Origin of the sequence: Pseudomonas sp. MEJ108 (assembly GCF_030208985.1) — a bacterium.
GTDB classification, from domain to species: Bacteria; Pseudomonadota; Gammaproteobacteria; order Pseudomonadales; family Pseudomonadaceae; genus Aquipseudomonas; species Aquipseudomonas fragariae.
Window position 1 is genome coordinate 345,902 of the sequence record NZ_JARVSW010000004.1, and the last position, 21,802, is coordinate 367,703.

At 54.8% G+C, this 21,802-nt stretch carries 20 protein-coding genes and 1 pseudogene; 7 read left to right on the forward strand and 14 right to left on the reverse strand.

All coding sequences use genetic code 11. The annotated features are described in order from the left end of the window. The first annotated feature begins 25 nt into the window (after window positions 1-25). Complete coding sequence (locus QRN50_RS02615; protein WP_024641023.1) at window positions 26-871, forward strand: NAD-dependent protein deacetylase; 846 nt, start codon at window positions 26-28, stop codon at window positions 869-871. Here the strand turns inward: QRN50_RS02615 and QRN50_RS02620 are convergent. Then, window positions 868-3,231, reverse strand: coding sequence for a DNA polymerase II (locus QRN50_RS02620; RefSeq protein WP_096126958.1), 2,364 nt, complete (start codon window positions 3,229-3,231; stop codon window positions 868-870). The genes QRN50_RS02615 and QRN50_RS02620 overlap by 4 nt on opposite strands. A 223-nt stretch (window positions 3,232-3,454) precedes the next feature. Between QRN50_RS02620 and QRN50_RS02625 the strand changes: the two genes are divergently transcribed. Continuing rightward, entirely contained in the window at window positions 3,455-3,895 is a 441-nt protein-coding gene (locus QRN50_RS02625) for a CBS domain-containing protein (RefSeq protein ID WP_096126959.1), read from the forward strand. A gap of 53 nt (window positions 3,896-3,948) precedes the next feature. On the opposite strand, the gene QRN50_RS02630 is transcribed toward QRN50_RS02625, so the two are convergent. Both QRN50_RS02630 and QRN50_RS02635 read right to left on the reverse strand, forming a co-directional pair. Further along, the gene (locus QRN50_RS02630; protein ID WP_096126960.1) at window positions 3,949-4,494 is read right to left on the reverse strand and encodes a DUF4174 domain-containing protein; all 546 of its coding nucleotides are present in this window, start codon (window positions 4,492-4,494) and stop codon (window positions 3,949-3,951) included. Between the two features lie 124 nt (window positions 4,495-4,618). Continuing rightward, window positions 4,619-5,821: an aspartate aminotransferase family protein gene (locus tag QRN50_RS02635; RefSeq protein WP_024641025.1), complete on the reverse strand. Its 1,203-nt coding sequence runs from the start codon at window positions 5,819-5,821 to the stop codon at window positions 4,619-4,621. Between the two features lie 103 nt (window positions 5,822-5,924). On the opposite strand from QRN50_RS02635, the gene QRN50_RS02640 reads away from it, so the two are divergent. Then, window positions 5,925-6,830, forward strand: coding sequence for a LysR family transcriptional regulator (locus QRN50_RS02640; protein ID WP_003405623.1), 906 nt, complete (start codon window positions 5,925-5,927; stop codon window positions 6,828-6,830). Window positions 6,831-6,911: 81 nt separating this feature from the next. Here the strand turns inward: QRN50_RS02640 and QRN50_RS25790 are convergent, their stop codons facing one another. Then, window positions 6,912-7,784: a methyl-accepting chemotaxis protein gene (locus QRN50_RS25790; protein WP_371134843.1), complete on the reverse strand. Its 873-nt coding sequence runs from the start codon at window positions 7,782-7,784 to the stop codon at window positions 6,912-6,914. Continuing rightward, window positions 7,767-8,813: pseudogene (locus QRN50_RS25795) on the reverse strand (methyl-accepting chemotaxis protein); the annotation flags it as partial. The gene QRN50_RS25790 and the pseudogene QRN50_RS25795, both read right to left, overlap by 18 nt. A gap of 258 nt (window positions 8,814-9,071) precedes the next feature. On the opposite strand from QRN50_RS25795, the gene QRN50_RS02650 reads away from it, so the two are divergent. Further along, a complete protein-coding gene (locus QRN50_RS02650; RefSeq protein ID WP_011267618.1) occupies window positions 9,072-9,578 on the forward strand; it encodes a GAF domain-containing protein in 507 nt (168 codons plus the stop codon). Window positions 9,579-9,642: 64 nt separating this feature from the next. Here the strand turns inward: QRN50_RS02650 and QRN50_RS02655 are convergent, their stop codons facing one another. The 3 genes from QRN50_RS02655 to QRN50_RS02665 form a co-directional block, all read right to left on the reverse strand. Beyond that, window positions 9,643-9,855, reverse strand: a complete 213-nt coding sequence (locus tag QRN50_RS02655; protein WP_003405632.1) for a hypothetical protein — start codon at window positions 9,853-9,855, stop codon at window positions 9,643-9,645. 92 nt (window positions 9,856-9,947) lie between these two features. Then, a complete protein-coding gene (locus QRN50_RS02660) occupies window positions 9,948-10,787 on the reverse strand; it encodes a TauD/TfdA dioxygenase family protein (RefSeq protein WP_024659616.1) in 840 nt (279 codons plus the stop codon). Between the two features lie 82 nt (window positions 10,788-10,869). After that, window positions 10,870-12,096 (reverse strand): YegJ family protein, encoded by a 1,227-nt coding sequence (locus QRN50_RS02665; RefSeq protein WP_011267616.1) that lies wholly within the window; start codon window positions 12,094-12,096, stop codon window positions 10,870-10,872. A 139-nt stretch (window positions 12,097-12,235) separates the two neighbouring features. Here QRN50_RS02665 and QRN50_RS02670 point away from each other — a divergent pair, with 139 nt between their 5' ends. From QRN50_RS02670 to QRN50_RS02680, 3 genes are all read left to right on the forward strand, one after another. Next, window positions 12,236-12,739, forward strand: a complete 504-nt coding sequence (locus tag QRN50_RS02670) for a GNAT family N-acetyltransferase (protein ID WP_024651495.1) — start codon at window positions 12,236-12,238, stop codon at window positions 12,737-12,739. A gap of 289 nt (window positions 12,740-13,028) precedes the next feature. Then, window positions 13,029-13,610: an ATP phosphoribosyltransferase regulatory subunit gene (locus QRN50_RS02675; RefSeq protein ID WP_011267614.1), complete on the forward strand. Its 582-nt coding sequence runs from the start codon at window positions 13,029-13,031 to the stop codon at window positions 13,608-13,610. Window positions 13,611-13,688: 78 nt separating this feature from the next. Continuing rightward, window positions 13,689-14,147: a metallophosphoesterase family protein gene (locus QRN50_RS02680; protein ID WP_096126961.1), complete on the forward strand. Its 459-nt coding sequence runs from the start codon at window positions 13,689-13,691 to the stop codon at window positions 14,145-14,147. 247 nt (window positions 14,148-14,394) lie between these two features. Here the strand turns inward: QRN50_RS02680 and QRN50_RS02685 are convergent, their stop codons facing one another. From QRN50_RS02685 to QRN50_RS02710, 6 genes are all read right to left on the reverse strand, one after another. Then, window positions 14,395-14,853, reverse strand: coding sequence for a GNAT family N-acetyltransferase (locus QRN50_RS02685; protein ID WP_192873888.1), 459 nt, complete (start codon window positions 14,851-14,853; stop codon window positions 14,395-14,397). A 33-nt stretch (window positions 14,854-14,886) separates the two neighbouring features. Further along, on the reverse strand, window positions 14,887-15,468 hold the full coding sequence (locus tag QRN50_RS02690; RefSeq protein ID WP_096126963.1) for an Imm5 family immunity protein: 582 nt from the start codon (window positions 15,466-15,468) through the stop codon (window positions 14,887-14,889). After that, the gene (locus tag QRN50_RS02695; protein ID WP_096126964.1) at window positions 15,465-16,697 is read right to left on the reverse strand and encodes a PAAR domain-containing protein; all 1,233 of its coding nucleotides are present in this window, start codon (window positions 16,695-16,697) and stop codon (window positions 15,465-15,467) included. The genes QRN50_RS02690 and QRN50_RS02695 overlap by 4 nt, the downstream gene beginning before the upstream one ends. Then, a complete protein-coding gene (locus tag QRN50_RS02700) occupies window positions 16,694-17,281 on the reverse strand; it encodes a DcrB-related protein (RefSeq protein WP_096126965.1) in 588 nt (195 codons plus the stop codon). Before QRN50_RS02700 ends, QRN50_RS02695 begins: the two co-directional genes overlap by 4 nt. A 35-nt stretch (window positions 17,282-17,316) precedes the next feature. After that, the gene (locus tag QRN50_RS02705; protein ID WP_096126966.1) at window positions 17,317-19,158 is read right to left on the reverse strand and encodes a type VI secretion system Vgr family protein; all 1,842 of its coding nucleotides are present in this window, start codon (window positions 19,156-19,158) and stop codon (window positions 17,317-17,319) included. Between the two features lie 764 nt (window positions 19,159-19,922). Beyond that, on the reverse strand, window positions 19,923-21,794 hold the full coding sequence (locus tag QRN50_RS02710) for a DUF2357 domain-containing protein (RefSeq protein ID WP_096126967.1): 1,872 nt from the start codon (window positions 21,792-21,794) through the stop codon (window positions 19,923-19,925). Window positions 21,795-21,802: the final 8 nt, after the last annotated feature.

A 21,802-nucleotide genomic window follows, 5' to 3' on the forward strand; every position in this document is an offset into this window, starting at 1 on the left:
GAGGCAGGCCACCCGAGGTTCAAACATGCTCGACAGCCCAATCCGAGATCTGCTCGACACGCTATGCCAGGTAATGGCCGACAAACCGTTTCTGGTGGTGACCGGCGCAGGGATCAGCACCGCATCCGGCATTCCGGACTACCGCGACAAGAATGGCGTGCGGCGCGGCAAGCAGCCGATGATGTATCAGGAATTTCTCGGCAACCCTGCAGCGCGCCAGCGCTACTGGGCACGCGCCATGCTCGGCTGGCCGCGGATCCGCGCGGCACAGGCCAATGCCGCGCATCTGGCCCTGGCTGCGCTGCAGGCTGAACACGCCATTACCGGACTGATCACCCAGAACGTCGATGCACTGCACACACAGGCCGGAAGCCGGGACGTCATCGAGCTGCACGGCAGCCTGCACCGGGTGCTGTGTCTGGATTGCCAGCAGCGCAGCGACCGTGCAGGAATTCAAGAGCAGATGCTGGCGCACAACCTTTATCTGATCGGCGTCCACGCGACACAGGCACCGGACGGCGATACCCTGCTAGACCCGGCGTTCGAAGCCAGTTTCGAGGTGCCCCGCTGTCCGCACTGTGGAGGCGACAGGCTCAAGCCGGACGTCGTGTTCTTCGGTGAAAACGTCGCCGCGCAGACCGCTGCCAGGGCTACGCAAAGTGTCGAGGACGCAGAAGGTCTGCTGGTGGTGGGCACGTCATTGATGGCCTGGTCGGCATTCCGCCTGTGCAAGGCCATGGCCGAACAGGGCAAACCGGTCATCGCCATCAACCATGGCAAGACCCGGGCGGACGAGCTGCTTGAAATGAAGATCGAAGCGTCCTGTGAGCAGGCCTTGCCGTGGCTCGCCGAGCAATTGGTTTCGCTTTAAAACAGCCCCAACTGCCCACCGATCAGGGTGCTGAAATCGTCGTCCACAAACGGCAGGATCGCGTCAGCCAGTGGTTGTAACTGACGAGTCACGTAGTGATCGTAGTCAATCGGGGCGTGACGAATCTCCAGCGGTTCCGGCCCGGCGGTGGTCATCACGTAGCTGATCCAGCCGCCACTCTGGTACTGACGCGGTCGCCCCTGCTGGTCGTTGTATTCGTCGGCCAGCCGTGCAGCGCGTACATGAGGCGGCACGTTGCGCTGGTAGTCATCGAGCTTGCGACGCAGGCGCTTGCGGTAGATCAACATGTCATCCAGCTCGCCTGACAGGGTGCGTTGCACGTAGTCACGCACGTAATCCTGATACGGCTGGCGTTTGAAGATCCGCAGGTACAGCTCCTGCTGAAACTGCTGAGCCAGTGGCGACCAGTCGGTGCGTACCGTTTCGAGGCCCTTGTAGACCATCTCCTCGGAACCGTCAGCACGGGTCACCAGGCCGGCGTAACGCTTCTTGCTGCCCTCCTCCGCACCGCGCACGGTGGGCATCAGGAAGCGCCGAAAATGCGTTTCGTATTGCAGTTCAAGGGCACTGTGCAAACCGTACTCGGCGTGCAAGTGCTCGCGCCACCACTGATTGACCTGCTGCACCAGCGCCTTGCCGATGCTTGCTGCCTCCTCTTGCCCATGAGGACGGCCCAGCCAGACGAATGTCGAGTCGGTATCGCCATAGATCACCGTGTAGCCCTGCGCCTGAATGAGGTCGCGGGTCTTGAGCATGATTTCATGCCCACGCAGGGTGATCGATGAAGCCAGGCGCGGATCGAAAAAGCGACAGCCGCTCGAGCCCAACACGCCGTAGAAGGCATTCATGATGATTTTCAGCGCCTGGGACAAGGGTGCGTTCTGCTCGCGCTTGGCCGCTTCCCGACCTTGCCACACGCGCTCGACGATGGCTGGCAGGCTGTGACGGGTGCGCGAGAAGCGCGCGCCGCGAAAGCCCGGCACCGACTCGCTGTCCGCTGGATGCCGCAGGCCTTCGATCAAGCCAACCGGATCAATCAGAAAGGTGCGAATGATCGACGGATAAAGGCTCTTGTAGTCCAGTACCAGCACCGACTCATACAGCCCTGGCTGGGAATCCATGACAAAACCGCCAGGACTGGCCTCCGGCAGGCGCTCGCCCAGGTTGGGCGCCACGAAACCCTGGCGGTGCATCAACGGGATATACAAATGGCAGAAAGCCGCGACCGAACCGCCGCTGCGGTCGGCAGGCAGACCGGTAACCGTGGCGCGCTCGAGCAGAAAGGTCAGCAATTGGGTCTTGGCAAAGATGCGCGTGACCAGTTCGCAGTCCTTGATGTTGTAACGCGCCAGCGCCGGTTTGTCCTCGGCGAACATGCGGTTGATTTCGTCCATACGCTGATAAGGCGTGTCGATGGCCTTGCCTTCGCCCAGCAAAGTCTGCGCGACGTATTCGAGGCTGAACGACGGAAAGCTCCAGGTCGCCGAGCGCAACGCCTCGATTCCGTCGATGATCAGCCGCCCGCTCACTTCGGCAAAAAAATGGTTGTTGCGACTGCCATGCTCACGCCAGCCCATCGCTTCACCGCCACGCCCAAGCCTTAACGGCACTTGCAGGCGCTGGGCATGCTCATGCAGCACGCGCAAATCGAACTGGATAACGTTCCAGCCGATAATCGCGTCAGGGTCGTGCAGCGCCAGCCAGTCGTTCAGGCGTTCGAGCAACTGCGCGCGGGTATCGCAATAATCGAGCTGAAAATCCAGCGTCTCGTCACCACCGTTGGCCGGCCCCAGCATATAGACCTGGCGCTGCCCACAGCCCTCCAGTGCAATCGAATACAGCTCGCCGCGGGCGGTGGTTTCGATATCCAGCGAGACCAGCCTCAGATTGGGACGGTAATCGGGCGATGGTCTGATCTGCGCGTCGCACAGCACCCCATCGGCATCCGGCGTGCCGCCAAACTGCACCGGCGCGGTGATGAAGCGTTCCATCAGGTAGCGTTCCGGCGGGCGAATGTCCGCTTCATAGACGTCTACATTGCCTCTGCGCAGCAACTTTTCGATGTTCATCAACTGGCGGTGCTGCTGGCAATACACACCCAGCACCGGACGGTGACGAAAATCACAGAGCTCAAGCGGACGCAGTTCGACGCCACGTTCGGTACGCAACAACGATCGGGCCCGCTCACCCTGTTCGGCAGGAATAAAGGCGACAGAGGGCTGGCAAGGCAGGCGAATATGGCGCGGGCCCTGATCGGTGGCCAACCAGAAGTCGACCTCGGTCCCGGCGGGCGTGTCTTGCCAGTGCCGACTCAGGATAAAGCCCTGCTGTACATCCAACGCTGTTACCTCGACCACCCGGTGAAACAAATGATTCTACTTGGCTATGAGGCTAAAGGCGCGTCTGGAGGCGAATTAGCGGCACATTGAGGGGCATGGACAATTGATTCCTCCTATTCCCGTGATCCTTATTTACTGCTTGCTCGATTCTGCGCGCTGGATGATTCTGTAGTGGTTCTGGCAATGCACTACAGCCACCCAGGTCCCGATCACGGAGAGCCCCATGAAAACCGTCGCCCAGCTACTGAAATTGAAAGACCTGCAGAACCAGCAAGTGCATACCATCGGACCGGATCAGATGGTGCTCGACGCACTCAAGTTAATGGCTGAAAAGAACATCGGTGCGCTGCCGGTGGTCGAGGGCAACGTGGTGGTCGGCGTCATCAGCGAGCGCGACTATGCGCGCAAGGTAGTGCTCAAGGGACGCTCGTCGGTGGGGACACCGGTGAGGGACATCATGAGCAGCAAAGTGATCACTGTCGACTCGCAGCGCAGCGTCGAGGCGTGCATGGGCATCATGACCGACAGCCACCTGCGCCACCTGCCGGTCGTGGAAAGCGGACAGTTGCTGGGCCTGCTGTCCATCGGTGATCTGGTCAAGGAAGCCATTGCAGAACAGGCTAGCCTCATTCAACAGCTCGAGCAGTACATTCGCGGCGAATGAACTGAGCAACACATCAGGCGCAGCGCGCTATCGCCGCGCGCCACGCCGTTCACTCAGTCGTCCAGCGTCTTGCCAGGCGCCCCGCCCTTGACCGGCTTGCCCGGTTTTTCGGCCGGCGCAGGTTTGGCTGGCGGCTCGGGAGCAGGTGCTGCGGCTTCCTGCTCGCGCATCGGCATCTGATCGATAGTGGCGAAGATTTCTTTGGGGTCTAGCGATTCCGGATTTTTGAGAGTCTTATCGACCTTTTTCTCGCCGTCCTTGCCCACCAGAATGACCTTGGTCCCCGCCCCCGCCCCGAGCTTAAGCTCACGGATCAATGCCATGGTCGACTGCGGGTCCATGCTTTTGCCGTCGCGCTCGCCCATGGTGTTGACCACCGTGAACAACACCATATTGCGCTGCGCAAAAGCCTCACGGTTGGCAGGCTCGTCCAGTGACTTCTTGAGCTTGATCAGCACCGGATCGATGCTGCTGGGGGCGATGATGATCAAGGGACGCGACTTGCCGCGCTCCTGTGCCAGAGGGCCATCGCTGTCAGCAGCCAGCGCTGTACCGGCAGCGACAAGCAGGGTGGCGAGGGTCAGGGACCGGATTAACATGGTGGGCTCCTTTCAAATCCATTGGGTAGCCATCGCGTACAGACCGACACGATGCTGATCTGTTCTACCGCATATGGGTCATCCCGGTACAGCCCGATGTAGTCCTTTTCCTTAATCCGTTGCGTCAGGCAGAGCGTGCAAACGACCGATCACAGGCGCTGTCGAGGCTCGCCGTCAGGCCTTGGACAATTTGCCCCACTTCAGCGGCGTCCAGCACCAAGGGCGGTAACAGGCGGATGATTTTGCCCCGGGTGACATTGATCAACAGGCCATGTTGCTCGGCTGCGATGCGCGTCAGTTCGGGTATCGCCTGGCGCAACTCGATCCCTATCATCAAACCCTGGCCACGAACTTCCAGCACGTTCGGGTGGGCACCCAGCGCAGTGCGCAGCCCTTCCAGCAACTGCCGGCCTTGCAGTGCGGCGTTTGCCACCAGCGCCTGCCGTTCGATGATGTCGATCACCGCGCAGCCGACCCGACAGGCCAGCGGATTACCGCCGAAGGTGCTGCCGTGGCTGCCGGGCGTGAACAGTTGCGCCGCCCTGCCCCGCGCCAGGCAGGCACCTATCGGTATACCATTGCCCAACCCCTTGGCCAGGGTCATGACGTCCGGAACGATGCCCTCATGCTGAAAGGCAAACCACTTGCCTGTCCGGCCCATACCGGTCTGGATTTCGTCGAGCATCAACAGCCAGTCACGCCGCGTGCAACGCTCCCTCAAGGCCTTGAGGTACCCGGCGGGGGCCACCTGCGCGCCGCCCTCGCCCTGAATCGGTTCGACCAGCACGGCGCAGATCCGATGCCCATACGTCGTACAAACCTTGTCGAACGCTGCCAGATCGCCAAATGGCACTTTGATGTAATCGCCCGGCAAGGTACTGAAACCCAGGCGTACGGCCGGCCCGTCACTGGCCGACAATGTGCCCAGGGTGCGGCCGTGGAAGGCGTTTTCCATGACCACGACCAAGGGCCGTTCGATGTACTTGTGCCAGCCATGCAGGCGCGCCAGCTTGAGCGCAGTCTCGTTGGCCTCGGCACCGGAGTTGTTGAAAAACACCGCGTCCAGCCCCGACAAGGCCGTCAGTTTCTGCGCCAGGCGCTTCTGCCAGTCGATGGTGTACAGGTTGGAGGTGTGCAACAGCAGACCCGCCTGATCGCGAATCGCCTCGACCAGCAGTGGATGCGAGTGCCCCACATTGGTCACGGCTACGCCCGCCACGGCGTCCAGGTACTCGCGTCCGCTCTGGTCCCACAGACGTGTGCCCAGACCATGTGTGAAGCTCAGGGCCAGAGGTTGGTAAGTGCTCATCAGGCAGGTGGCGGTCATGAGGTGAAGCTCCTTGGGTATGTTTCGGTTTTTGCAGTATCGTTAACCACCTCAAATGGATAAACAGCGAAATACTTCAATCATTTTAAAGCCAGGATTGATAATGGATTTGTTTCAGGCAATGCGCGTGTACGTGAAAGTGGTCGAGGCAGGCAGCCTGACGGCAGCGGCGCAAGCGTGTTCGATTTCCACCACCATGGTCGGCAATCACTTGCGCGCACTGGAGGAGCGCTTGGGCGTCAGCCTCTTGCAGCGCACCACACGCCGTCAGCGATTGACGGAATTCGGTACCGCGTATTACGAGCGTTGCCTGGAAGTATTGGGGCTGGTGGCAGAGTCCGAGCAACTGGCCGAGCAGGCTCATGGCGATCCCACAGGTACGCTGCGCATCACCGCACCACTGACATTCGGTTCGGAAGTGCTGGCGCCTGCGCTGGTCGAATTCTCGCGGCGTTTTCCCGAAGTCAGGCTCGACCTTGTACTGACCAATCAACGTCTGGACATGATCGACAATGGTTTTGACGTCGCCATTCGCTTGGGCAACATTCCAGAATCGTCGCCACTGATCGCCCGTCCCCTGCAGGATTACACCTTGACCATCTGCGCCGCGCCGGACTATCTCGCCCGCCACGGCACGCCGACCCATCCCGAGGATCTTCGTGAGCATAATTGCCTGGCGTTCGCCTACCCGGCGGGAGACGAATGGCGGACTGCCGGTACACAATGGCGTATGACCGGCGCAGACGGCGACGTGCTGGTGGAGGTCAGCGGTTCGATGGTGGCCAACACTTCCGCCGGTCTTTATCAGGCGGCTCGTGCAGGCATGGGCGTCGTGATGCTTCCGGATGCACTGGTACAGCGCGACCTGCAGGAAGGCCGGCTGTTTGCGTTGTTCCCGGACTACCATTTGCCCCGACGACCGATGAACCTGCTGTATGTGCAGGACCGTTATCGACTGCCCAAGCTGAGAAGTTTTGTGGAGTACGCGACGGGGCTTTGGGGGCGGTAAGGACTTACCGCCGGAGGGTCACCGGGTCGCCCCCTGCGCGCGGCCTTTGCGGTGCGCGCCGGGGTTTACCGGGAATGAACGTCAGACCCGGAATCGACTGACCAGGCTTTGCAGATGCACGCCCAGACGAGCGAGCTCGACGCTCGACGCAGCCGTCTCTTCACTGGCGGAAGCCGTCTGTTCGGAGATGTCTCGCACATTCAGGACACTGCGGTTGATCTCTTCGGCAACGGCGCTCTGCTCTTCGGCGGCAGCGGCGATCTGATGGTTCATCGTCTCGATCGTCGAGATTGCCTGCGTCATGTTATTGATGGAAACACCCGCATTGCGTGTCAGCTCGACACTGTTTGCAGTCAGTGCCTGGCTGTTGTCGAGGATCGTCGCCACCTGCGCCGTGCGGGTATGCAGGCCGCTGATCAAGGCCGCGATCTCTTCGGTCGACGTCTGCGTGCGCTGGGCCAGGCTTCTCACTTCGTCAGCCACCACCGCAAAGCCTCGGCCTGCTTCGCCCGCACGCGCTGCTTCGATTGCAGCGTTGAGGGCCAGCAGATTGGTCTGCTCGGCAACGGCCTTGATGACATCGAGCACGCCACCGATCTTGTTGCTTTCGTTCTTGAGGTCGTCCATCGCGGACTTGGAGTGAGTGACCTCAGTCGCAAGCTTCTCGATCTGCGCAACAGCCTTGGACACCACGCCGTCGCCTTCGCGAGCTTCTTTCGAGGCGTTGACCGCAGCGTGTGAAGCCTGCTCTGCGTTGCGTGCGACTTCCTGAACGGTCGCAGACATTTCGTGCATCGCAGTGGCGACCTGATCGGTTTCGTTCTTCTGGCTGTTGACGCCGGCACTGGTCTGCTCGGTGACGGCCGACAACTGTTCGGCGGCACTGGCGATTTGTGTCACGCCATCGCGCAGACCACCAATCAGCTCGCGCAGGTTACCGGTCATGCGCATCATGCTGCCCTGCAGCTGGCCCAGTTCATCCTTGCGGGTAACCACCTGGTTGTGCGTCAAATCACCATCAGCGACACGCTCGGCCAGTTTCAGTGTGTCACGCAGCGGGCCAACGATAAGGTTGGTAATGACCCATGCCGCCAGGGCGCTCATGATCAATGCTGCAATCAGCCAGACAGAGAGCAGCATCTTGGCCTGACTCACATCCTCCACTCTCAGGTTGACCTGGTTCTCGGACAGCTTGTCAGCGCATTCAAACAGGATGCCGATGTCTTTGGTGATGCCTGCCTGAGCCAGATCAATCCTGGCCTGCGCCGCGGTGAACTGATTCAAGGTGTTCTGGTAGCTGATCATCGAGTCCACAAGGTGCTTGATGATCGCCGACTGGCCATCGAAACCTTGCAGATTTCTGACAAACTCGATAACCGTGTTCATCGATGTTTCCGCTGGAGCACGGTTTTCCGCCTTCAGCGAATAGGTGTAGCCACGCAAGTCGAAGCGCATTTTCTGGAACAGCGTCATCGCCTGCACGATGGCATCGCGCTGCGCGGGAGTCCCGTCATCGGATCGGGCAACGGCGTTGAGCTTTTGCAAATCATCAGCGCCTGCATCGGCGTACTGGCCAAACACCGAACGGGTCGCCTCACGGGCAGCGGTTGCCTGCATGAGGTTGTCGTAGTGAATACGGTAATCCTTCAAGGCGTCTGCGGCAGTATTCACCAACGGTACGTTCAACGGAGAATCGAACACCTTCTGCGCGTACTTCACATGATTTTCGAGACCTTCGAGCGCTTTCAACCAGTTGCTGGCGCGCTCGGCGTCATAGTTGACCGAATAGGCCAATCGGGCAATGCGGACATCTCGCGTGAGTGCGCTCAGCTTGCCGATGTCGGAAATCCGCTCGCTTCGTTCGCTCAGTGAGGTGATGCCTGTCCAGCCTGTCAGCGCGATCAGCACCGTCAGTACGATGACCAGAGCAAACCCGAGCACGAGCTTGGACCTGACAGAAATATTGCGCAGAGTGTTTATCACAGGGAGTCGCTCTTTCGTTGGTCATCAGTGGAGTACAAGAGGCCTGTCCTTGCCAGCTAGAGTGGAGTACAAGAGGCCTGTCCTTGCCAGCTAGCCATACAATCCACAAATGTCGGCAGCGAGGCTTCAAACTTTAAAACTGGCGTCAATATTTCGCTTGAAAATAAATCCTCGCAGGCGCGACCAACCCCGATGGCATTTTCATTGCAGTCAGTTAGCATGGGCCGTTACCCACACTTGGGTATTCTGGAGAAGTACATGAGTCTGGAATTGATCGCCTCAAAAAGCAGCTTGTTGACCATCGAGGAGCGCGCTGCGATTGCCGAGATCGAGGCCACGACCAATGTGCTGCGCCTTGTCACTCGCCTGACAGGCATGCGCTTCGCTGGTATCGCCAAATTTACCGACGCAGACTGGATCGCCTGTTCTGTCTATGACCCCACTGACCTGGGTATCGACGACGGCGATGTGTTCGAACTCGAGACCACGCTCTGTAACGAGTTTTGTACCAATCCCCAGGCACTGTTCGTGCCGCAGATCAGCACGAACGGCCGGTATGCGAACCTGCCAGTTGTGAAGCGCTACGCCATCGAAAGCTATGCTGGCGTGCCGATCTACCTTCCCGACGGACAGCTGTATGGTGCGTTATGCGCTCTGGACTCAAGAACGACACTGTTCGACGACCCCGATCTGGCGGAAACCCTGACCCTGTTCGCCCGATTGATCGGGTGCATTTTCTTCGCCAACATCAACGAAGGCAGCTGATCCGGGGCTGCGTCCTGAAGCAACGCTGTCGACTCACGGGCTGCTCTGCCAGCGCATGCAGCGGCTAAGACTCGAGCAAGTCGCTGCTGAACTGGCCTTCGTCGAGTTGCAGGCGATGTCGGGACGGTACAGGTGTGACCGGGTGATCGCCGTCCAGCAAGGCTTCTGCAGGCAGATCAATCCCGAAATGAGGAAATGGCTCCTGAGCCAACCAACCGCCAGCGGCCAGAACCAACAATAGAAAAATACCCGCAATGGGTTCTTTGGGTCTGCACATTCTCGTTTCTCCAATCCGGCAAAACGATCCGGCTCACAATGAGCCATTCAGTATAAAAGCCTGGGCGTCAACCGGCTCTCGCAGTCGGCGCATCAGGCGAAGGGCTCTTCGCCCTGCAACTTGGTACGATGCATCATCCGCCCGCACTCGGGGTCATAGGCTTGCGCCCGATGCATGGTGCCGGTGTTGTCCCAGATCACCAGATCACCGACCTGCCACGCATGGCTGTAACTGAACGCCTCGGACGTGGCCCACTCGCGAAGGCCGACCAGAATCCGCGCACTTTGCGCCAGGCTGAGGCCAACGACCTGCTGCGCGGTGCAGCCCAGAATCAGCGACTTGCGACCGGATCGGTGCTTCCAGACCAGCGGCAACTCCTTCTCGCCGATCGCCTGCATGGCCTCAAGCATTGCAAGGCCAGGCTCCGGATTGTAATAGAGTAACGATGCCCATGGGGCATGAATGACGCGCAGACCGTCGTAATGCTGTTGGTCAGCGCTCGATAACCCCTCGTACGCCGCGTAAGTGTTACAGAAACCCGTGTTGCCTCCCCAACTGGCGCGCACCTTGCAGGACAACAACGACGCCAGAATGGGTGAATCGCTGCTCGTACCGTCGATGTGCCAGTAGAGCGAACCTTTGAGAAACTCCGCACCTGCCGGATTCTCTCTCACATCCAGGCTGATCCGGGTGATGTTCTGCCCATCGCCGGGTTCAGGGCAGAACGTACCCAGGGTGCGAGTAAAGGCAATCTGCTCTGCGTCGGAAAAATGAATCTGCGGGAACACCAGCACCCCTCGCTGCTCCAGCAGTTCCCGGATCTCCCCAGCGAATCGACCCGACAGCAGTTCCTGCTTGCCGTTGAAAATACGCGAGCCAATACCTGGCTTTATGGGTTCCTGCGACAGCTGAACGAGCGAAGTGGCTAACATGGTGCGACCCTCCTCATAAGTGAACACAACGGTACACTTATGAAGAAATGGAAGCAATAGCCCTGTTTTGCCGCGGGACGTTTTAAAGGGAATGCAGGTAATTACCCAAGTGATCGTGCAGGAAGAAAGCGAGCAATACTCCGATAAGCATTGCCAGCAAATCCAGCGCTCTGGCCTTGCCCCATATCGGCGTGCGCTCCCGGAGTCGAAAATACCAGGGGCCCGTACAGAGAATCAGACCCTGCCCCAGGAACCAGACAAGGGCAATGAAAAGCCCAGTGCTTAAAAGGCTATCGTTTCTGACAATCAGAGAACCTGTCGACTGACTCAAGGCAGCAAAATAAAGGCCGACCACCCCGATGACCGCCATCACCAGCCCAATGGGCCAGGCTGGAAAGCCACGACGCTGTACGTGCTTTTCAAGGTTCGACCGATCCCCCTCCAAGAGCTCGATGGTTCTCGGCCATCCTGCGATGCGAGCAAGCGTCAGTACGTCATGGCCGTTGCTGTTGGTCGCCGCAGAATCTGCCCCCATGTACAGAAGCGTGGCGACGAAATTGCAATTACCGGCGAGGGTTTCGCGATGGATCATCTGCCAGCCCGAGTCGTCGTAGTCAGTGGCCAGACCCGGGTCATCACGAAGGCCCTCTTCCACGGCACCCTGTGCGTTGAGTCCCATCGGATGCTCAAGCCGCTCCAGCTTGTTCAAGGCACGTTTATCCGATGCACTGTCCAGTGCGCGAGAGAAGCAGACCGGTGACTTGCCCTCTGCTGGCGGAACAAGCATAACGGTCCCCGCCTCACCAAAGTCCAACCCCCACGCCTGGTCATGCTCGACGCGCTCGGCCGCAGACATGCCGGACCGCAGGGCATCGATAGTGAAACCGCCGAATGCGCGACCGCCAAATACATAGACCCAGTCATTCAAGCGGTCCAGGAAAACCGACACAGGGTCCCCGGCATTTATCGAACTCACCCATACAGGCTCATTCATGAGAATGCCCGAGAGGGTCAGGCCGTCGAAATCGACATCCGTGACCCACATGTTCTCAACCGACGGGCTGTCGGGATCGGCTGAGTCAGTCGTGAAGGACACCTTTACCGCAGCCAGGTCCAGCGCTTTCACAATTCGGCGACGCTCCCAGGACATCTCGCGCCAGAAGAATCTGAAGGTGCGCTGCGCACTGGCAACCGCGACACGAAAGTCCTCGCTCTCGCCTTCAACACCGTAAATTTTTTGCTCCGTCATTGGCAGGGTCATTCCTTGTTTGATGAGTGCGAACAGAATGGCGGTGTCGCTGGCCCTCATTCAATTCGGCTGTTTCAAATACATTACTTCTTGAGTCACTGTGGCGCCAATCTCGATATTACCTGCTTGCGGCCAGGATAATCCGCTGCCAAAGTACCTCGAACGAACGCCTGATATGCAATTCAAGGAAAGAATCAACGTGCACGCCCCTGCCCCGCAAATCCTCATCCAGCGCATGGCCGACATTCACCTCGAAGGTGTCACAGCACTCTATAACGAGCCTGCGGTGTGCCGTCAGGTGTTGCAGATGCCTTATCAGTCCATCGAAGTCTGGCGCAAACGCCTGGCTGCCAGTACCGAGCGACACGTGAAACTGGTGGCTCTCCATGGCAACGAGGTGATTGGCAGCATTGGCCTGGAGCAGTATTCGCGCAGTCGGCAAAGCCATGTCGGCGCTATCGGTATGGGCGTCGCATCGGCCTGGCAGAGCAAGGGCGTCGGCTCGAAGTTGCTGGCAACAGCACTGGACATCGCAGACAACTGGATGAACCTGCGCCGAGTGGAATTGACCGTGTATGTCGACAACGAAGCTGCCCAGGGTCTGTATCGAAAATTCGGTTTCGAAACAGAGGGCCGGCTGCGCAACTACGCGGTGCGCGATGGCCTGTTCGTTGATGCCTTCAGCATGGCGCGGCTCAGATAAACCGTGTCCTTCAACACCGCTATTTGAGCGCTGCGTTAAAGCATGCAAGGATCAGCCATGAATCAATTTCCCCGAAGCAACCGACATCACCACCACAGCCCGCTTCAAGGTGCTGCGGTTGCTTGTGCTCATCGATTGGCCAGACACAGATCCACATTCTGACCCATCAGTGAAACCGACCAAGGCGCCCATGGCGCCTTTTTTATTGCCTGAAAAAACTGGAGATCATCACCCATGACCATGCTACGCGGAACCCGCATCGTGACCGGAACAGAAGCCGCAACCCTGCGTGACACAGAAAACCGTTTCCGGAGCTATCTTCATCGAAGCCGGGGCTGAGGAAGCGATAGTGCCGGCCTTATGGGGCCAGGACACCTTTATCGAAAAAGCCGGCGGCAGCGAAATCATCGGCCAGATGTGGGCCTTCGAGGACAAGGCCGGACGCGCCTGTTGCCTGATACCCGAAGCCACGGCGCTGTTTCAGGAGCGCAGTGAAGCGCTGCTTGAGGGGCGACGTGACGCAATGTTTTTCTACGTCGCACGCTGTTATCGCTACGAGCGCCCGCAAGCCGGACGCTACCGCGAATTCACCCAGCTGGGGCTGGAAATCCTCAGCCCTTCACCGCAGCAGGCGTTGCTGCGCAGCCAGGCCATCTGCACCGGTTTTCTGGATTCGCTGGGCCTTGACTATGAACTCAATACCGCCGTGAAACGGGGCCTGAGCTACTACCTGGAAGGCAACGGCTTCGAGGTGCGATGTTCGCGCCTGGGTGCGCAGCAACAAGTGGTCGGCGGCGGCGCCTATCGGGAGGGTGCCGGGTTTGGCATCGGCCTGGAGAGGCTGGTATTGGCGCTTGGGTGCGGCCAATAACCCCCCATCCTGTAACTGGCCGTAGAAGCGCAACGCGTTACACTGCGCTTCTACCCAGCCCCGACCCGAGGCCCCCGTATGAAAGTTGGTGTGATTTCCGACACCCACGGACTGCTCCGTCCTGAAGCCATCGCTGCGCTACAGGGCTGCGCACAGATCATCCATGCCGGTGACATCGGCAGCCAGGACATCGTCGAGCAACTGACCGCCATCGCCCCCCTGCACATCGTGCGCGGCAACAACGACATGGATGCAGACTGGGCAACCCCCATCGCCGATCACCTGCGCTTCGACATCGAGGGCTGGGAGGTCCTGCTGGTCCACGACATCGCCGACGTTCCAGCGCTAGTGGATGACAACGTGAAACTGGTCGTGACCGGCCACTCGCACAAACCTCTCATCGATTGGCGCGGCGACACGCTGTATCTGAATCCGGGCAGCGCCGGACGGCGGCGTTTCAAACTGCCGGTGACGCTGGCAATACTTGAAATGAATTCAGATGCGATTGAGCCGAGCCTGGTGCAGTTGGTTGACTGACAACGGGGCTAACGCTGAGTATTTCTTCAGCAAGAAAACGGAGTTTCGAGCAATAATTATCGTCCCCACGCTCCGCGCTCATCGTTACACACAAGCCTTGAAGAGTCCTAAATACAGGGCTGACACCCCGATGATTCTCGTTCCCACGCTCCGCGTGGGAATGCAGTTCGTGACGCTCCGCGTCACCCTAAACGCAAGACTCATCCCCGTACCGATAAGCGCTCCAATACCGATACACACAGGACCTCTAGAGATCCCGCGACATCAGATGATGCTCCTTGCCCCACGCCTCAATACGCTCCAACACCCGCCAACCGCGCTCGGCGTAGAACCTGTGCTGATCATGGGTATGCAGATACAACGTAGAGATACCGACAGCCCTTGCATGACTGCAAATGCCGTCGATCAACTGCCCTGCAACGCCCCTGCCTCGCGCCTCAGGTTTTACCAGAACACACGCCAGCCAAGGCCCCAGATCCGGACGTTCGGCCAGATCGTCGCTGGCCAGCGCGGCACCGCCCAGCAACTCACCATCCTCCAGGCCAATCAGGCACTTCCAATGACCATTTGACTGTCCTTGAGAAAAGTCCAGTTGCCAGTCAGCGAGTGATTGCGATGCAAACTCGTAATCGAACTGCCGATGGAGCCACAGCGCCATCGTGTCGCTATGATGCATGTGGTTGCTGAGCCAATCCAGAGTGCGCATGTGCAGTCCTTGTAATGAATCAGAGTTTCACCCTTACACAACTTGCGGCACAGCAATAGACAAGTACCACTCCCAAAAAGCACGTCGTAATTTTGGATCTCCATCCTCAGACAATCCGCCTGCAAAAGCTGACGCGACTAGGTAACTAGATTCGAAGCCTTCAGGATCCAAGTCCCGATCTACACGATGATCGTATGGCTCGAATTGAAAATCATCAACAGCTGTTGCAATTGTATTAGCAGCAGCATGCCCAACAAACATTGCCGGATACTCTTCTGCCTCGTACTCTTGATCCTCAACTATTGAAACATAAAACTCATCCCTGATACCAAGTGCTTTAGCCTCATCAAATTTCCCCTCAGCAGCTTCAAGGGCGATATTCAAAATGTAATTCAACGATTCATTATCTTTAAATTTCTTTACCCAGAAACTCACGCCCTGCCTAACGCAAATTACATCTAAAGAAGTTAGGATAATTTTCTTCCTAGTCAGTGTCTCACCCTCAGTAATAGTATTCCACAAAAGTTTCCTGAGGGGCAGTATTAGCTCACCATCAGGCGATTTCGCTAACTCAAGAAAAAGCTTTTTAATCAAAATCTTACTTTTATTATTCATTCCGACCTCATAATTGTTTCGACAGTACCATCGGTCTTAAAGATACGTATTGCTTTAGGATCTGCTACTATCTGTTCCACCTTACTATATTTAGCCAGCTGAGAAAAGTAGCCTTGGCAGTCAGTACACATAGGTTTCGAAACCCCTAACGGGTGATTTGGGCTTGCAATCGACATTTGTTTTTCGGCATGAGATGAGAAGTACTGCCCCTTGTAATCTCTGTCGTATGGATGTGATTTCACCTCATGCCCAATTTCTTCAGACTTAGTCTTAACCTGCTCCGCAGAAATCCTCTCATAACCTTCGGGCTTTTTATTACCCCAACCACTTAATGTTTTCTTATCATTAGATGAAACAGTTTTTACCTTCAACTCTTTACTTTGCGGAAGGTCCGCTCTGGCCTGTGATGCACGACCAAGCGCAGCTTCGGATTCCGCAATATTTGAGACCTTTGCAGCCCCTTTCGGAGTGATTTTTAAATTGCCTAAATTTGACCCCACACCTTGTACTTTTATGTCATAGCGAGTGTCAAACCATTTGCCTCCTTTTGCACCCAGCCCCCCACCCAATAAAGCACCGCCGAATGCCATTAATTTTTGTCCATCGGTCCCATCGCCAAATAACTGCGCCCCGCCCATACTTCCGACAGTGCCTCCAGCAATACCTCCGACTAGCCCAGCGATTACAATAACAGGGCTTGCGAGGACAAACGCACTAGCCAGACCAACAAGCAAAATACCTCTCTCTAACAACTCAGGAACTTCAGGATTGATAGGATCAGTAGTCTCAGTTCCTCCTCCAATAAATACGTTACTCGAGCCAACTACAATCTTGGCATCACATGCAGTGCGATCTCCGACTCGGGCGGCAGGATGGCCATTGATGTAGACATTGCTACTACCTTGAGCTATAACCTGTGGCCTGGAACTATGCTCATCGCATTTTGCTTGATCAGCGTGTGCTCTGGCCGCAGGCTCACCATTGATATACACGTTACTCGAGCCACTTACAATTTGGCCAGTTTGGTGATTGCAGCACGATAGGCTTCCGATCAGTTGGCCTACACCAGCCCCGGTCGCAGCAGACGCACCTACTATAGCTACGGCAGCCAAGCCGCCTGTGCCGACAACCAACGCCGCACCAATTGCGCCAATCGCAAGCCCAGCAAGCAGTCCTGTCAGCGAGCCTGTGTGCTCAATTGGATCATTAACGCGAGCTGCGGCGCTCATACCCGATCTACTGCCTGATCCAAGTCTGGATACGACCGCAACTCCAGGGTGTCTACCAACAGATAAAACGCGGTCTTTTCTTCAATAGTCATACCGCCTGGATGGTTACTAGTTCCGGTTACCTGAATAAGAACTGGATGTCGGTGTTCATCGTGATGCAGAAAAATAAATTGGACCTGATGTACGGGGGTTCCCTGCTGCCGCCACCTGAACTCAGCACGCCTTCCCTCCACCCCAGCCACCTCCACGGGAACAAGGTGTTCGATCCACTCCAGATGCGAAAGCGCTTTTTTCAGATCAACTATTAGCAGTTGAGATAAATCTTCCAGTTGTTTATCACCCTCAACAGGGGTGCGCCCTATCACCACAGATAGCGGGCTGGGCCCAATGTCTGTAAGCGTAAACACATGAAATGTCTTATCCTTGAAGCCCTGAGGGCGAATAAAACTTAGCTCATTTGTATGAAATCGTTCAGGCACTGGAATAGCATCGACAATCGCTTGCGCCAAACGCTCCTCCTCCAAACGCTTCTGCTCACGAATACGGGCTTCGGAGATACGGTCGAATATACTTGTTCTTTGCATTAGGCTATTCCTTGTCCGGCAGCTGATTAATGAACTCACTGGTCTTTATTGAGGTTAATCTTCGTCGTGCCTTCCACGTTCACGGTGATGCCCGAGAGGGTAATCGTCCCATCCTTGTTCATTACCAATTTGCTAGACCCCACTTCAAGTGTAATCGACTCAGCAGACTTTATTTTCACCTCTCCTTTGTCTACAGTAACAAAGTACGATCCCTCCTCAACAGCGATGCTTGTCTCTAACTTGATAGTTTCTGAGTGCTTTCCTTTGACCGTGATTGTCCGATCACCTCCAACAGTATGGCTTTCGTCTACTTCAACATCAGTATCCAAATTGCGCTCAGCATGCAGACTAACTTGCTCGGCTCCAGGTTTATCCTCGAAACGGAAAAAATTGGCGTTAGAGGCCTGGCCTTTTATTGAGCGTGTAAGGAACCCGCTTTGCGTCTTGTTTGCCGGCAAAGACCATGGTGGGATGTTACGGCTGTTATATAAGCTTCCCATAACCAAAGGCCTATCTGGATTTCCATCAAGAAAGACTACAACTACCTCATCGTCAACCCGAGGAATCTGAATGCTACCGAAACCGCTGCTTGCACCGGACTGAGCCACACGGACCCAGCAAGAGCTCTTATCGTCTTGATTGCCCTCTCGATCCCAGTGGAACTGGACTTTTATTCGGCCGAGACGATCGGTGAATATCTCTTCTCCCGGCGCCCCCACGACTATAGCTGTCTGTGGTCCGGAAATAGTCGGCCGTGGCGTGACGGATTGTGGGCGAAAAACAATTTTTCTTCTTACGCAAGAAAATGTATTGAAATAACTCGCTGGCTGACCATTTGAGTAATTATTATGACCTTCACTGCGGACGCTCATAAGCAGAAATTGCCTATCTTCTGCTGGACCATAGTCGTGATTATAATGCTGCAACAGTTCAAATGTATAACCGGGCTGCATGGCTCGGCAGTTACTGGAGCCTTGAAAAGTTTTACCTCTAAGTTCAAGCGCTTCGACTCGCAAGCGTAATAAAGCTCCACCTTCGTCATAAGTGCTATGACTGAACTGACCTGGATAATCGTAAATCTCGAAATTCTCTACATCGCCCTGCATATTAATACTGTTAATTGTTACGGGCAGACGATTGCGCGGTTGAGAATAGTCAAAAGTCTGGACTGATATTCTGGAGGCCTGAAGCTGACGATTACTCTGCCAATCAGTTATTGAATCAGCGGTCTCAGTAACTGACGCAGTGTGGAAGCGAATCTTTGGTTGGTCAGGCAACGACTCCAGCATCGTAGAGTCATCGCAGATAATCATCGTGTGACCTTCTGAGGTATGTTCAAAGTAATAGAACATACCCTCTTGTTCGAGCAAACGCTGGACAAAGTTAAAGTCTGACTCTCGATACTGAGTGATGTAGCCATAGCGCTTTGCCGGTTTGCTGAGGCGAAACTCATGGCGCGAATAGGCAGAGCACGACGCAAAGACCTGGGCAACGACCTCCTCTAACGTCTTGTCCTGAAATATTCTGCTATCAATACGGTTTTCAAGCATTGATAACCAAGGGTTCAGCGTCGCGGTGTAGCGAGCGATACCACCATCGCTGCCAATACTAGCAAAGCGCGTGATGTAACCGGCGACATGACGTAGGGATCCGTCGGCCAGCTCAATCTCAATAACTGAGTGTTGACCCATCATCGACTTAAGCTTGATCCCGGAATCTTGGCATAGCAGCGTTAGCTCGAAGCTATAGGCGTACGAAAGCCCCTCCGTTCCGCTGAAAGACTCCAGCAAAAGGTCCTGCGTAGGATTGGCAAGATTTCTAAATTTGAACAGACGCCGATTTTGTGGCGAAAACATTGCTGCGAGGTCCATCAACATTTGAATCTCCTTGGAAAAAGCGAGAGGCGGTGTCGCGATCAACGGCTAAGGTCGCAACCCGATGAACAGATCCGGCCTGATGCAACAGTGTCAATCATCCTGAACCTTGATAGGAGGCCAGCGGCTGACAGCCTCAGCTGGATAAATCTGAAAAAATCGTAGGCTCTGGACTACAGACAAAGGCGACTCTCTCAAGATCGCCGCACAGAGACCACAAAAAAATGCGAAGGTGCCATGAGCTGCTACGGACTACCATGTGGCGACCTGAAATTGCGGGGGTTCTAGCCCTTTAAATGACAGCGTTAAGCTGGTCTTTACCGGACAATCATATAAGTCCTTGATGGACTAGCTAGGCGGAACTCAGTATCCGAATCCGGAGAGTGTCGGAGGGTAGAGTTTCAAACTGCCGATGAAGCTGGCGCTGCTGGAGGTGAGCTCGAATGTGATTAAGCTGAGCTTGTCTGACATCTCAGATTAGTGCTGTTTTTTACAAAAGAAGTTAGTTCCGGGCAAATCTCGCTGATCCAAAAAGCTATTTCAAGACACTACAAATCATGTCTATTCGTCTAAAAAGCGCCAGCATACTGATCTTTCCAACTTATATTGTGGGGCTTGAGTAAAAAGCCCCACATCATTACGTATGTTGTAAAAAACACTAAGTACCCGCGATTATCCTCAATTTATCTTTAGCATTCAGAGCCCGCACAACTCATTTCTAACAGCAATGCCCCCCGGGCAAGCCTTATACAACGCCACCATTCAAGCTACGCCACAATTTCAAAACGATGTCTATGCTCACCACCAATTGAAGATCTCATCATAACTAATAGCTGAGACAAATTTCGCCTAAAATCAGAATCATTATTTTCGGCCATACCAGGCGCCACGGAACTAACTAACAAGGCCGGCGTAACAGGATTAGGACCATAGATACTATAATTAGAATGATGGAAGTGCCTAGTCTCACAACTTTCACTAGGATTCACTATCATCAAGCCAGTAGACAAACTTCTCCCGGTATTTTTTTCATGGATACCATGAAGGTACTTCATGGTGAGTTCAGGAAGATAGTGAGTGAAAGCTTTCTTACTGGTCGTATACTTCGCATCTAAGATTAATTGTCTTTGCTCACCTGAGGGTGCTACGAGACAGATTATCATATCTGGTGATCTGTTAGCATAAGGGCCATACTGCCCTCTGACCCTAAGGTCACTAGTGGTAGAGCTATAGGTCCAACCTTCCGAATTGATGATTGTTGCTCCAACTGAGTTGGCATGTCCATGCGTCCACGCTTTAAACTCATAGTTAAGTCTAATTGTATAGCCACCCCAGTCATACTCGAAATTGTTTCGATCTAGCACATGGCTATTTACAAGATCAAGCTTCATGCCAGAAATACGAGCACTATCAAAATGATGTTTAATCAAGAACAATAAATAGTACTCGAAGAGCTTGGGAATACTCTGTATTGAAAATAGCTCTTCTTGAACGCTCCAGTCTGGCGCCCCATATCTATGCCAGGCTATTACTTTGTGAAATATCTTTTGATAATGTAAGTTATATCTAGCCTTTCTGGTGAACTGAGGAGTGCCAATCTCAGCATGTGATACCGGGACTCTCTCATCGAACACACGTTTTAGACGCTGCAGCCTCGCTGCCAATTCTTTACATCGTGCAACTTTATTACCATTAATTATTTTTGCAAACCTTCCCAACTGCGAGAAAAAAGAGATGTAGTCAGACAAGCTTGACTGCGTACGAACTTTCGAGGAGGGATAATCCTCAAGCCCTCTTAAAATCTCCGAAGTAGCCCTAATAAGCGATATTATAAAACCATACACAACCCTATTCTCATAGATATCTAGCTCTTCTTTTAAATGATTCTCCAATATTTTTTCAGAAGAATAATAAGTACCATCCAACTCAAATAGAGCTCTTTCTTGATCATCTACAGGATAGAGACTATCAGAGTTTTCTGCCATCCACGCCAGTGTAGTATCATCGGTTACAGAGCTTTGAGTTACTACCACCACCTTTGTTTCAGGTGTAAGTTTTACAATCGGTTTTGCATATATGCTAGGGAGTTCATTTACCAAAAGCTGAACACTGCGCTCAAGCTGCTCAATCAAAAAACCAATTGACCTATCACCCTCTTTAAAGCCAGCATTTAGACGAGTCACTCGAAAAAAAGCGGCAAGCGCATCATTATTATGGCGCGCTAAAAAATCAAGCATCTTCTCAGCACGCTCAGCGTTCAACTTTTTTGCAAATATTTCAACAGCAGCATACTGCTCAACAATAACGTTTTCACCTGAACCATCAGTTTTTGTCGATATCGACAATTCAGCCATACCGTAGTAATTATGAAAAAAACACTCATATGTTGATCTATAAATAGACTTTGGCTTCCATTCGTAAATCCAAGCCCCATTACACTCTCTACTACTACTAAAGCCCACCTCATTTTCATGAAGACATAAAAATACATCTCCAATTGGATTTAAAACTTCCAACCTAAACTCTAAAGCCTCGTCTTCCAGGAAGAATATCTGGCCAGATGCGGGAAGACGTGAGGTAGCCAACTCAAACTCTTGGCCGGTTCTGCTTCCGTTTATTATCTTTGCAGTAAGCTTCATACCATCAC

What these genes read in the sequence shown, in the direction of transcription:
- QRN50_RS02615 (WP_024641023.1), top strand. Translation starts at nt 26, where the DNA reads ATGCTCGACAGCCCAATCCGAGATCTGCTCGACACGCTATGCCAGGTA.
- QRN50_RS02625 (WP_096126959.1), top strand. Translation starts at nt 3,455, where the DNA reads ATGAAAACCGTCGCCCAGCTACTGAAATTGAAAGACCTGCAGAACCAG.
- QRN50_RS02630 (WP_096126960.1), bottom strand. Translation starts at nt 4,494, where the DNA reads ATGTTAATCCGGTCCCTGACCCTCGCCACCCTGCTTGTCGCTGCCGGT.
- QRN50_RS02635 (WP_024641025.1), bottom strand. Translation starts at nt 5,821, where the DNA reads ATGACCGCCACCTGCCTGATGAGCACTTACCAACCTCTGGCCCTGAGC.
- QRN50_RS02640 (WP_003405623.1), top strand. Translation starts at nt 5,925, where the DNA reads ATGGATTTGTTTCAGGCAATGCGCGTGTACGTGAAAGTGGTCGAGGCA.
- QRN50_RS25790 (WP_371134843.1), bottom strand. Translation starts at nt 7,784, where the DNA reads ATGATGCGCATGACCGGTAACCTGCGCGAGCTGATTGGTGGTCTGCGC.
- QRN50_RS02650 (WP_011267618.1), top strand. Translation starts at nt 9,072, where the DNA reads ATGAGTCTGGAATTGATCGCCTCAAAAAGCAGCTTGTTGACCATCGAG.
- QRN50_RS02655 (WP_003405632.1), bottom strand. Translation starts at nt 9,855, where the DNA reads ATGTGCAGACCCAAAGAACCCATTGCGGGTATTTTTCTATTGTTGGTT.
- QRN50_RS02660 (WP_024659616.1), bottom strand. Translation starts at nt 10,787, where the DNA reads ATGTTAGCCACTTCGCTCGTTCAGCTGTCGCAGGAACCCATAAAGCCA.
- QRN50_RS02665 (WP_011267616.1), bottom strand. Translation starts at nt 12,096, where the DNA reads ATGAGGGCCAGCGACACCGCCATTCTGTTCGCACTCATCAAACAAGGA.
- QRN50_RS02680 (WP_096126961.1), top strand. Translation starts at nt 13,689, where the DNA reads ATGAAAGTTGGTGTGATTTCCGACACCCACGGACTGCTCCGTCCTGAA.
- QRN50_RS02685 (WP_192873888.1), bottom strand. Translation starts at nt 14,853, where the DNA reads ATGCGCACTCTGGATTGGCTCAGCAACCACATGCATCATAGCGACACG.
- QRN50_RS02690 (WP_096126963.1), bottom strand. Translation starts at nt 15,468, where the DNA reads ATGAATAATAAAAGTAAGATTTTGATTAAAAAGCTTTTTCTTGAGTTA.
- QRN50_RS02695 (WP_096126964.1), bottom strand. Translation starts at nt 16,697, where the DNA reads ATGAGCGCCGCAGCTCGCGTTAATGATCCAATTGAGCACACAGGCTCG.
- QRN50_RS02700 (WP_096126965.1), bottom strand. Translation starts at nt 17,281, where the DNA reads ATGCAAAGAACAAGTATATTCGACCGTATCTCCGAAGCCCGTATTCGT.
- QRN50_RS02705 (WP_096126966.1), bottom strand. Translation starts at nt 19,158, where the DNA reads ATGTTGATGGACCTCGCAGCAATGTTTTCGCCACAAAATCGGCGTCTG.
- QRN50_RS02710 (WP_096126967.1), bottom strand. Translation starts at nt 21,794, where the DNA reads ATGAAGCTTACTGCAAAGATAATAAACGGAAGCAGAACCGGCCAAGAG.